Source organism: Pseudomonas sp. NMI542_15, from assembly GCF_021283425.1.
GTDB classification, from domain to species: Bacteria; Pseudomonadota; Gammaproteobacteria; order Pseudomonadales; family Pseudomonadaceae; genus Aquipseudomonas; species Aquipseudomonas fortuita.
Genome location: NZ_JAJSRO010000028.1, coordinates 65,447 through 75,922, shown reverse-complemented (window position 1 = coordinate 75,922; position 10,476 = coordinate 65,447). Strand labels below are relative to the sequence as shown.

The following is a 10,476-nucleotide window of genomic DNA, read 5'->3' as shown; positions in this document are numbered from 1 at the left end:
TGCTCCCGGGAGGACCGCGCTGCAGGCCCCATCCTGGGGCCCAGCGCTTGACGGGCATCCATGCCCGTCACCTCCCTACGCAAGCCCTGCGCTCGGCCTCCTGAAGTCGCAATCTGCGTCGCCTGAACTACCGCGCGCTTAGAAGCAAAAACAACGGCAACGGCAACGGCACGAACCGAGTCTAATCAACGATCCTTGAACTGCGCCTCGCGCTTGGCGATGAATGCGGCCATGCCTTCTTTCTGGTCTTCGGTAGAGAAGGCCGCATGGAACACCCGACGCTCAAAGCGCACACCCTCGCTGAGGGTAACTTCGAACGCGCGATTGACGCTCTCCTTGACCATCATGCTCACCGGAATCGACTTGCTGGCAATGGTCGCCGCCACTTTCAGCGCCTCTTCGACCAACTCCGCCTGCGGCACAATGCGCGCCACCAGGCCAGCACGCTCGGCCTCCTCAGCCCCCATCAGGCGCCCGGTCAGGCACAGTTCCATGGCCTTGGCCTTGCCCACCGCACGGGTGAGCCGCTGGGTCCCGCCCATGCCGGGCAGCACCCCTAGGTTGATTTCCGGTTGACCAAATTTGGCGTTGTCCGCCGCGAGGATAAAGTCACACATCATGGCCAACTCGCAGCCGCCGCCCAGGGCAAAGCCGGACACTGCTGCAATGATCGGCTTGCGTCGGTTGGCAATGCGGTCGGCATCGCTGAACAGGTCATCGACGTAGATCTGCGGGTATTGCAGTTCAGCCATTTCCTTGATGTCGGCGCCAGCGGCAAAGGCCTTGGCCGAGCCTGTCAGCACCACGCAACCGATGTTCGGGTCACGCTCAAGCTGGTCCAGAGCCTGGTTGATCTCACCAACAATCTGCGCGTTCAGCGCGTTCAGCGCCTGCGGGCGGTTGAGGGTAATCAGGCCGACCTTGCCGTGAATGTCCAACAGGATGGTTTCGAATGCCATGCAGTCTGCTCCTTCAAAGATTGCGCGCAATGACCATGCGCTGAATGTCGCTGGTGCCTTCGTAGATCTGGCAAACCCGAACGTCGCGGTAGATCCGCTCCAGCGGGAAGTCACTCAGATAGCCATAACCGCCCAGGGTCTGCAAGGCATCCGAACAGACCTTTTCGGCCATTTCCGAGGCAAACAGCTTGGCCATCGACGCTTCCACCAGCGCCGGGCGCCCGGCGTCACGCAGGGCGGCGGCGTGCAGCACCATCTGCCGGGCCACGGCAATTTTCGTCGCCATGTCGGCCAGGCGGAAGGCCACGGCCTGGTGCTCGATCAGCGCCTTGCCAAAGCTTTGCCGCTCCTTGGCGTAGTCACGCGCCACTTCGAACGCGGCACGGGCCATGCCCACGGCCTGCGAGGCAATACCGATGCGCCCGCCTTCAAGGTTGGCCAGGGCAATCTTGTAGCCCTCGCCTTCTGCGCCCAGGCGGTTGGCCACCGGCACCTGCACGTTGTCGAAGACAATCTGGCAGGTGTCGGACGCGTGCTGGCCGAGCTTGTCCTCGACCCGTGCTACCTGGTAGCCCGGTGAATCGGTGGGCACGATGAATGCGCTGATCCCACGCTTGCCAGCCTCCGGATCCGTCACGGCAAACACGATCACAACCCCGGCGTTCTGCCCGGAGGTGATGAACTGCTTGCTGCCATTGAGCACATAGTGGTCACCGTCCAGACGCGCACGGGCCTTCAGGCTGCTGGCATCGGAGCCAGCCTGCGGTTCGGTGAGGGCAAAGGCACCCAGCATCGCGCCAGTTGCCAGGGGGGTGAGGAACTGCGCCTTCTGCTGCTCGCTGCCAAACCGCAGGATGGGTACACAGCCCACCGAATTGTGCACGCTCATGATGGTCGAGCAGGCACCATCGCCAGCGGCGATTTCTTCCAGGGCCATGGCGTAGGCCACGTAACCGGTGTCACTGCCGCCCCACTGCTCCGGGACCAGCATGCCGAAAAGGCCCAGCTCCGCCATCTCTTCGATGGCCTCCTTGGGGAAGCGGTGTTCCTTGTCCCACTGCTCGGCAAAAGGTTTCAGCCGTTCCTGGGCAAAGGCGCGTACCGCGTCGGCGATCTGTTGTTGCTCGTCAGTTACCAGCATGGTTCACCTCAGTACAGGCATTCGACAGCCATGGCCGTGGCCTCGCCGCCGCCAATGCAAATGGCCGCCACGCCGCGGCGCAGGTTGTTCTGGCGAAGGGCCGACAGCAAGGTCACCAGGATGCGTGCGCCGGAGGCGCCGATGGGGTGGCCAAGGGCGCAGGCGCCGCCATGGATGTTGACCTTGTCATGGGGCAGGTCAAGGTGTTTCATGGCCGCCAAGGTGACCACGGCGAAGGCCTCGTTAATCTCGAACAGGTCGACGTCGGCCAGGTTCCAGCCGGTGCGTTTCATCAGTTTGTCGATAGCCCCGATCGGCGCGGTCGGGAACAGCGCCGGGGTGTCGGCGAAGGCCGCGTGGCCATGGATCACTGCCAATGGCTTGAGGCCGCGCTTGTCAGCTTCGGAGCGCCGCATCAGCACCAGCGCCGCGGCACCGTCGGAAATCGAACTGGCGTTGGCTGCGGTCACCGTACCCCCTTCACGGAAGGCAGGCTTGAGCTGCGGGATCTTGTCCAGGCGCGCCTTGGGCGGCTGCTCGTCGTCCTTGATGACGCGCTTTTCCTTGCCCTCGGTGACTTCCACCGGCACGATTTCGGCGGCAAAGCGGCCACTGCTGATCGCGTCCTGGGCACGGGTAAGCGAGGCGATGGCGAACTGGTCCTGGGCTTCGCGGCTGAAGCCGTTGGCCTGGGCGCAATCTTCGGCGAAGGTGCCCATCAGGCGGCCTTTGTCATAAGCGTCTTCCAGGCCGTCCATGAACATGTGGTCGATGACCCTGCCATGGCCCATGCGGTAGCCGCCACGGGCTTTGTCTAGCAGGTACGGGGCGTTGGTCATGCTTTCCATGCCACCCGCCACCACCACGTCTGCGGTGCCGGCCAGCAGCAGGTCATGGGCCATGATCGCGGCCTGCATGCCCGAACCGCACATCTTGTTCAGGGTGGTACAGGTGGTGTGCTTGTCCAGCCCGGCACCCAGTGCAGCCTGGCGTGCCGGCGCCTGGCCAAGGCCAGCCGGCAGCACGCAGCCGAACAGCACTTGCTCGACACTGGCAGCATCGATGCCGGCACGTTCCACGGCACCACGAATGGCCGCACTGCCCAGTTGTGGCGCAGTCAGGCTTTTCAGGTCGCCCTGCAGGCCGCCCATGGGCGTGCGCACGGCGCTGACGATAACAATCGGATCATTGGCGAGGGTCATGTTCGCTCTCCTTACTTGGCAGCCATGCGCAGTGCACCGTCGAGGCGGATCACCTCGCCGTTGAGCATGCTGTTCTCGATGATGTGACGGGCCAGCGCAGCGTATTCCTGAGGGCGCCCCAAGCGTGGCGGGAACGGCACGCCGGCAGCCAGCGAAGCACGCACTTCCTCGGTCATGCCAGCCATCATCGGCGTTTCGAAGATGCCCGGAGCGATGGTCATCACGCGGATGCCGAAACGTGCCAGTTCGCGCGCAGTCGGCAAGGTAAGGCTGGCAATGGCACCCTTGGAGGCAGCGTAGGCCGCCTGACCGATCTGGCCGTCATAGGCAGCGATGGAGGCGGTATTGATGATCACGCCACGCTCGCCGGCCTCATCGGCAGCCCCTTCAGCCATGGCTGCAGCAGCCAGGCGCAGCAAATTGAAGCTGCCGATCAGGTTGACGTTGATGACCTTGGCGAAGCTGGCCAGGCCATGTGGCCCCTGTTTGCCCAGCACCTTCTCGGCACCGACGATGCCGGCACAATTGACAAGGCCATGCAAGCTGCCGAAGGCACTGACGGCTGCGTCGACGGCCGCCTGCGCAGCCTGCTCGTCGCTGATGTCGGCCACGGCGAAGCGGGCGTTGTCACCCAGCTCACGGGCCTTGGCCTCGACGGCCTGGGCATTGAGGTCGACCAGCATGACCTTGGCGCCGGCCTCGACCAGCATCTGCGCAGTGGCAGCACCCAACCCGGAGGCGGCGCCGCTGACAATGAAGTGTTTATTGGCTATCTGCATGATCGGTTTCCTTTCAGGCGCTGGCAGGGGTGGCCTGTTGCGCTTGTTGTTTGGCGACTTCCTGGTTGCGCAGGATGAAGCGTTGCAGCTTGCCGCTCGGGGTCTTGGGCAGCTCGCTGACGAATTCGATTTCGCGGGGGTAAGCATGGGCATACAGGCGCTGGCGTACATGCTGACGCAGCGCTTCTTCCAGCTCGGCACAACCGCCGACGCCTTCAGTCAGCACCACGAAAGCCTTGATCAGCTCGGTACGTTCCGGGTCCGGCTTGCCGATGACGGCGGCCTCCACCACCGCGGGGTGCTCGATCAACGCGCTTTCGACGTCGAACGGCCCGACGCGGTAACCGGAAGTGGTAATCACATCATCGCTGCGGCCAACGAAACTGATGCTGCCATCCGCGTTGAGCTCTACAGTGTCGCCACTGAGGTAGTACTTGCCGATGAACGCCTTGGTCGGCAAACCGTGGTAGCCACCGAACCAGCAAAGTGGCGATTGCTCGCGGTCGACGGCAAGGATGCCCGGTTGACCGGCCGGCAGTTCGTTAGCTTGCTCGTCCAGCACCACAATGCGATGGCCGGGGATAGCGAAGCCTGCAGACCCCAGGTGCACAGGGTGTGACAGACCGTGATGGTTGCACAGCACCATACCCAGTTCGGTCTGGCCATAATGGTCGTGGATGGTCACGCCCAGCTCATTGGCGAACCAGCGGATCACCTCTGGATTGAGCGGCTCACCTGCACTGCTGACCACGCGCAGGCGGCCCTTGACCGGCGCCGAGAAAGCACTGCCGGCTGCAATCAACATGCGGTAGGCGGTGGGCGAGCCTGCCAGGTTGGTGATACCCAGCTTGTCGATGACCCGCGCGCAGCTTTCGACGCTGAACGGGCCATCGTAGAACGTGGTTGCATGGCCCAGCGACAATGGGCCGGTGACCGCGTAATAAAGGCCGTAGGCCCAGCCCGGGTCTGCCAGGTTCCAGAAGTTGTCTTCGCTGCGCAGGCCGATGGCGTCGCGCATGTAACCCTTAAACGCGACGATGGCCCGCAGCGGCACCTCCAACGGTTTCGCCGGGCCGGTGGTGCCTGACGTGAACATCAGCAAGAACGGGTCGCTACCCGCGCGCATTACCGGATCACAGTCGTTCGCGGCACGCTCCAGACACTGCTGGAAGTCCAGCTCGCCGACGCGGGCATTGACTGTGATGATGGTCGGGCAGGCATGCACATCGTCCAGCTTGCTACGGTTGAGGCTGTCGGTAACGACTACGCGGGCATGCGACTGCTCAAGGCGGTGCTCGATAGCCTTGGGGCCGAAGGCAGTGAACAAAGGCTGGTACACCGCGCCCAGGCGCCAGGTGGCGAGGATGGTGACAAGAAGCTCGGGAGTGCGCGGCATCAAACCAGCCACCCGGTCACCTGGACCTACGCCTTGGGTTTTGAGCACATTGGCAAATCGGGCAGACTGCGCCTTGAGCTGGTCAAAACTGTACCGTGCTGTGTTGCCATTGCGGTCTTCGTAGATTAGCGCCAGCTTGCCGTCACCGGCATGGCGGTCACAGCATTCAACACAGGCATTGAGGGCTTCGAGGTCGCCATGCAGCGCCGCACTGGCAGCCTGAGCGTGGTCGAACGCACGAGCAGCCTCGGTGTAATCGCGCATCGTCGGACTCCTGGTTTCTTGTTTTTGGTGTTAACCATCGGTCCGACGATGTTCGCGCCGCTCAAGCCCCGCGGCAATGGCCAAAGCTGTCAATCTGGATGACTGGTTTGGCCGCCTTGCAGGTCAGCTGGCACCCCGGCCCAGGCTGTGCAGGTAAGACTCGGTCAGCCCTGTCAGCAATCGCTGTGTATCGCGCAGTTCTTGCTCATCCAGATCAGCAAGCTGAGAACGCAGTTGTTCGGCCGCAATGGGTGGCTGCACAATGCGCAAGTCCGCCCTGCGCTGCAGATAGTCGGCTCTGAGTGCCTCGAACAGCGCCCGGTGCTGCTCACGAAGGCAGGTTTGCCAGAACAGGCGACTCGCCAGGCTTTGAGTCAGCGCCTCGAAGTCTTCACTGGCGAGGACAGCTGCGGCAACACTGTTGACGTGCTGGTCGCTCAACCCGGCAGAGTCCGGGTAGCGCATCGCCCGCGGCTGACCGGGCAAACCCAGACGTTCGCGCAGGCGTACACGGTATGCCAGTGACAAGGCCGAGCGCCCCACCTGTTCACCCGCGCCGCCCTGGCGCAATATCGCTCGGCTGGCCTCCTGCCAAACCTGATCAAGCCGAAACAGCTGCCGGCCGAATGCCATCAACTGTCCCCGTTTCGTCAGGTCTAGCGCATCGGTTTCAGCCTGGGCCAGCAAGACCCGAATATTCACGTGACTGAAACGATCGATGACCATGTCCGAGCAGGAAACAGGCTGATTGCACTCTTCAAAAACCCGTATCCGCAGCCCCGGACTGCCCTCCATGGCCCGCAGCGCGGCCCATACTTCACGCGCAAGTGCTTCCCGGCCGCCTCCGGTGGCTGCCGGGTCATAATCAGCCGTATGCTCCAGCCACGCTAAAATACGGAAAAAGCCTACGCTGTCCGGGTCGGCCAACAGGCCGTCCCACAGCGCTGCGCACGCCATTCGGTCGTTATCGGCGACATGCTGCAGCCACAAGGCGCGTGCATGAAGCAAGTCGACACGGGCCATCGACTCTGGCAAATGTCCGTGTTCCTCGATGGGATCCAGCGCGAACAACCGTTGCAACTGGACCCCTGTCAGGGGGTTACGGTCGACGACAAGCGCCCGGCGCCAGGCATGAGGCATGGCCAACACCGCCTCCGGTAGTTCCCGTAGTTGATTGTCGCTCAGGTCACAGCGCACCAAAAGGCCGCACAGCTCGATGTGGTCGGGCCAGGTCGCCAGCCGGCAGTGCCGCAGGTTCAAGTGAGTCATTGCCGAAAAATGGTTGAGGTTCAGGTAGAGGTGTTCCAGCCGGTTGTAGCTCAAGTCAAGATGGGACAAGCCAGGCAGTGCCTGCAAGACCTCGACCGCCTGCGCGTCGAGACGGATCTGGTTATGCGCCAGGCGCAAGCGCTGGAGTTGCGGCAGGTGAGCGATCCCGAGCGGAATGTTGCGCAGCCGGTTGAAACTCAAGTCCAGCTCGCTCAGCGTGGTAAACGGGCGCAAGAAGTTCACTGGCACCACATCGACCGCCGACTCGTACAACCGCAGGCTGGTTACACGGTGGAAGTCAATGACAGGCGGCAGCTCCGGCAAACTGCTGAGCTGCAGGCCACTCAGCGACAGGCGCTGACCTGTCGGTGTGCCCGCATCGTTGTATATCCAGTGTCCCTGCAAGCGCCAAGCCCGCAGAATGGCGCCGACGACCTGCCGGCGAAGTATCTGGCGCCCCTCGTTCAGTTCTGCGCTGCACCAGCGGTTGAGGTGGCGAATCAACTGGTCATGGTCATCTTCCAGCTCTACGAGGCGCTCATAGACCGGCCGCGGCCCATTGGCAAGAAGCGCCTGCTCCTGGTCCAGCTGCACCTCATCCAACCCTGGATAAAGCTGGCGCAAACGCTCCCGAACCCGCGCAGCAAATGAACGGCTGTCGGCCCCGGTGCGGCCATTGAGCAGATAGCCAACCCGGCCATCTGGCAAGCGTCGTCCAGGGTTCAACCATTGCACCTGTGTCGGCCATTGCAAGAGGTCGGCAACCCCCTGGTGCGTAGCAGGAAGCCGGGCAAGCAGACGCTGGCGTAGCTGTGACCCAACATCGCCGTGAGCCATGCCAAGCGCCGCGCAATGCTCAGGCGCCAACACCGCTGCAAGCGTTTCGTAAAGGCTTGCCGGGTCACCTGCGCCGAACGGCAGCCCACGCCCCAGGCCATCATAAAGATGGAAGCATCCGTCTTTATGCACCACTATCCTGCGCACAAGGGGGTCGACAGCGGTGCCTATGGCCTTTAGCAAACGCCCGTCCGGTGCACTGTCGCGCAGCTCCAGGCTGAGCGTTTCGGGAGGCACACCTGCGCGGCTTGCCAGCTCGCCCTGAAGCAGGGCGAAAGCCAGTTGACCGGTTTCGTTGCAGTAGCTGCCGGGCAGGTAAAGCCCCTCCAGCGTACGGTTCAGTCTGGCCAGGCGAAGCAGGGAGCGGGCCTTTTCCGCGAGGCCCAGCGTCACACGCCCGCTTGACGTCGTCAGCAACCGGTCGCCTTCACTGGCCTGCGCGACCAGCGCCTGTGCGTAGGCTTCCGGCAAACCGGCGAAATCACGTTTTACCAAGGTCAGCAGCCTGTCGTCGGCAGCGGGTGGCGTGCTCAGGTGCTCCAGAAGAGGCCCCTGCAGGGCAGCTCGCTGACGCAGCAGGGTATCGCTGTCGGTACTGGCAGACTGGGCCTGACACCACTCCAGCAACGCACTGTCCTGTGTGGCCAGCGAGTAGCTGGCCAGACGAGTAAAGAACGACTCGATACGCGCATGGGCTTCGAAGCGCCGCAAAGTCTCACGCAGGTTTACTGGCGCCGGCCGGTTCTCTACCAGCACGCCCCGCAACTCCTCGGTATCCACACCGGCAACCCGCAGCACTTGCGCCGCCTGCTGTGGATCAATGGCGGGATGCTGCGGCCACAGGCTATCGAGCATGCTGCGCACGTCGTTCCAGCGTTGCGGTTGATCGCGCAGCAGGCGCCAGCCGCGTTCGCCGTTGTGCAAAACCAGCGGCCCGTAACCGTTGCTTGCACCAGGGTGACGCAGGCGGTACGGGGCTTCAGGCTCACTGCGCTGAACTTCATAATAACGCTGCCCCCGGCGCATCCAGCGCCTGCTCTCGTCACCATAAAGCCCATCATCACGCAGGGCGATGGTGCCTGGGTTGGACTCATAGGCTGTGATGTCATCGGAGCACAGCAGGCCGCGCCGCCCCCCCACGTTCACAGGCTGCAAGCCATCGACAAAGGTACTTCGCAGAAAACTCACACTGGCTGCGGTCAACGCCGTCGCAGCCACCGTTTCGGCAACCCCCAGCATATGCTCGAGGGCTTCGTGCTGGTGCCCACGGGTCCAGTCCTTGACGCCCTCGAATACCTCGCCAAGTGTCTGCGCCACCAGTTGGCCAAGCAGTAGCGCGCCTACCACAGGGATGAAAAGCCCCGCCAGGTTGAGCAAATCGAGCCCTGCGCCATGCCAGGCCGCATGACGAGCGCGGGCGGCAGCCGCGTCAGCGTCCGCAGTAGGGACCAGTAACAGCCGGGCGTCGTCCTTGACCCTTTGCAACTGTTGCGCGGCCAGCGCAGCGAACAAGTCCCCAGACTCAGTCGCGCCCTCCAACGCCAGATCGGGCTGGGCATCCTCCAGGCGTGCATGCAGCCTGCCTGCGATGCTCGCGCGATGTCGCAGGCTGATCAGCTGCATGAAGTAATCCCGGTAGGCCTTCTCTTGCAATGCTGCAACCATCGCAGTGTTCATGGCCTGTGTGGAGTCGAAGCGGCGCAGCGCCTGCACGGGATCGCTGGGCAGGTAGAGGACCACACCTCGGTCCTGGCCCACACTGTCTCGCAAACGAATGAACAGCCCGTCAGCAACACGCTGCCCCAACACCTCCAGCAACCCGGGGTAGGCATGCAGGCCCGTGTCAGCATGGGCACCCCCACCCTCAACCATCTTGGTCAAGGCCTGCTGCACCTGCTCGTCGATATCGCCCTTGAGCGTCGCAACCTGCGCAGCCAGTGCCAGACCCGAACGTTTGTCCTGCGCAAGGATGCCTTCGGTGGTCGCGTTGAACGTGCGCTGCAGCTCGGCCTGGTAAAGCTGGCCCACATCCAGCGCCCGGCATGTCGCAACCAGTTGCTCGGGCGTGCCGGTCAACACGGCGTCCCGGCCAGGAGACACCAGCCCGGTGCCCTGGTAAAACGATTCGTCAGGGCCGAAGTTGCCCATCAGCCTCAGCAAGCCATCCTGGCGGGTCGCCGAGTAGTGGTAAGTCTGCTGAAGAGTGCCGGGCATCGTGCCGAAACGCGGTGATACCTGCAGCCATTCCAATGCTGCGAGGGTCATGCCTGTGGGCAGTGGCTTGACCAGCACGCCCAGCAGGTGCTTTTCAGCGAACACCTGCAGAGGCTCAAGGGTCAGCGTAAGCCCGCGCAGACGGGCCTGGCTGGCGTGATGGGCGTTGAGGCTGGCGCGCAGGGCGACGATCTGAGCCTGGCTGGCCCGCTTTAGCCAGTCGGGAAGCCTGGCTGCGATGAAATCATCAGTTGCTTGTTCATGGCTGATGATGGCGTTCGAAGTGCTGGAAGTCATGGATGTGCCGGGAGCGAAGGGTTGGGGCTGGCATGCTCGCCAACTCGCACTGCCCAAGGCACGAGGAAATACGACCGTGCCCACGACCCGCCACCGCTTGCATCATCAATGCCCTTGA

At 63.2% G+C, this 10,476-nt stretch carries 6 protein-coding genes; all 6 read right to left on the bottom strand.

Annotated elements, in window-relative coordinates; genetic code table 11:
* Positions 1–185: 185 nt before the first annotated feature.
* Complete coding sequence (locus LU684_RS27215; protein ID WP_003250095.1) at positions 186–959, bottom strand: enoyl-CoA hydratase; 774 nt, start codon at positions 957–959, stop codon at positions 186–188.
* 13 nt (positions 960–972) lie between these two features.
* Positions 973–2,100 (bottom strand): acyl-CoA dehydrogenase, encoded by a 1,128-nt coding sequence (locus LU684_RS27210; RefSeq protein ID WP_016485821.1) that lies wholly within the window; start codon positions 2,098–2,100, stop codon positions 973–975.
* A gap of 8 nt (positions 2,101–2,108) precedes the next feature.
* Positions 2,109–3,302: an acetyl-CoA C-acyltransferase gene (locus LU684_RS27205; protein ID WP_016485820.1), complete on the bottom strand. Its 1,194-nt coding sequence runs from the start codon at positions 3,300–3,302 to the stop codon at positions 2,109–2,111.
* Between the two features lie 11 nt (positions 3,303–3,313).
* Positions 3,314–4,081 carry an SDR family NAD(P)-dependent oxidoreductase gene (locus tag LU684_RS27200; RefSeq protein ID WP_023048913.1) on the bottom strand — a complete coding sequence of 256 codons (768 nt, stop codon included), beginning with the start codon at positions 4,079–4,081 and terminating at the stop codon, positions 3,314–3,316.
* A 13-nt stretch (positions 4,082–4,094) separates the two neighbouring features.
* Complete coding sequence (locus LU684_RS27195) at positions 4,095–5,741, bottom strand: acyl-CoA synthetase (protein WP_060519635.1); 1,647 nt, start codon at positions 5,739–5,741, stop codon at positions 4,095–4,097.
* Between the two features lie 123 nt (positions 5,742–5,864).
* Positions 5,865–10,358 carry an NEL-type E3 ubiquitin ligase domain-containing protein gene (locus tag LU684_RS27190; RefSeq protein WP_232895240.1) on the bottom strand — a complete coding sequence of 1,498 codons (4,494 nt, stop codon included), beginning with the start codon at positions 10,356–10,358 and terminating at the stop codon, positions 5,865–5,867.
* Positions 10,359–10,476 lie beyond the last annotated feature (118 nt).

Bases quoted from the DNA above. Each gene is read 5' to 3' on its own strand.
- LU684_RS27190 (WP_232895240.1), bottom strand. From the start codon at position 10,358: ATGACTTCCAGCACTTCGAACGCCATCATCAGCCATGAACAAGCAACT.
- LU684_RS27210 (WP_016485821.1), bottom strand. From the start codon at position 2,100: ATGCTGGTAACTGACGAGCAACAACAGATCGCCGACGCGGTACGCGCC.
- LU684_RS27205 (WP_016485820.1), bottom strand. From the start codon at position 3,302: ATGACCCTCGCCAATGATCCGATTGTTATCGTCAGCGCCGTGCGCACG.
- LU684_RS27215 (WP_003250095.1), bottom strand. From the start codon at position 959: ATGGCATTCGAAACCATCCTGTTGGACATTCACGGCAAGGTCGGCCTG.
- LU684_RS27195 (WP_060519635.1), bottom strand. From the start codon at position 5,741: ATGCGCGATTACACCGAGGCTGCTCGTGCGTTCGACCACGCTCAGGCT.
- LU684_RS27200 (WP_023048913.1), bottom strand. From the start codon at position 4,081: ATGCAGATAGCCAATAAACACTTCATTGTCAGCGGCGCCGCCTCCGGG.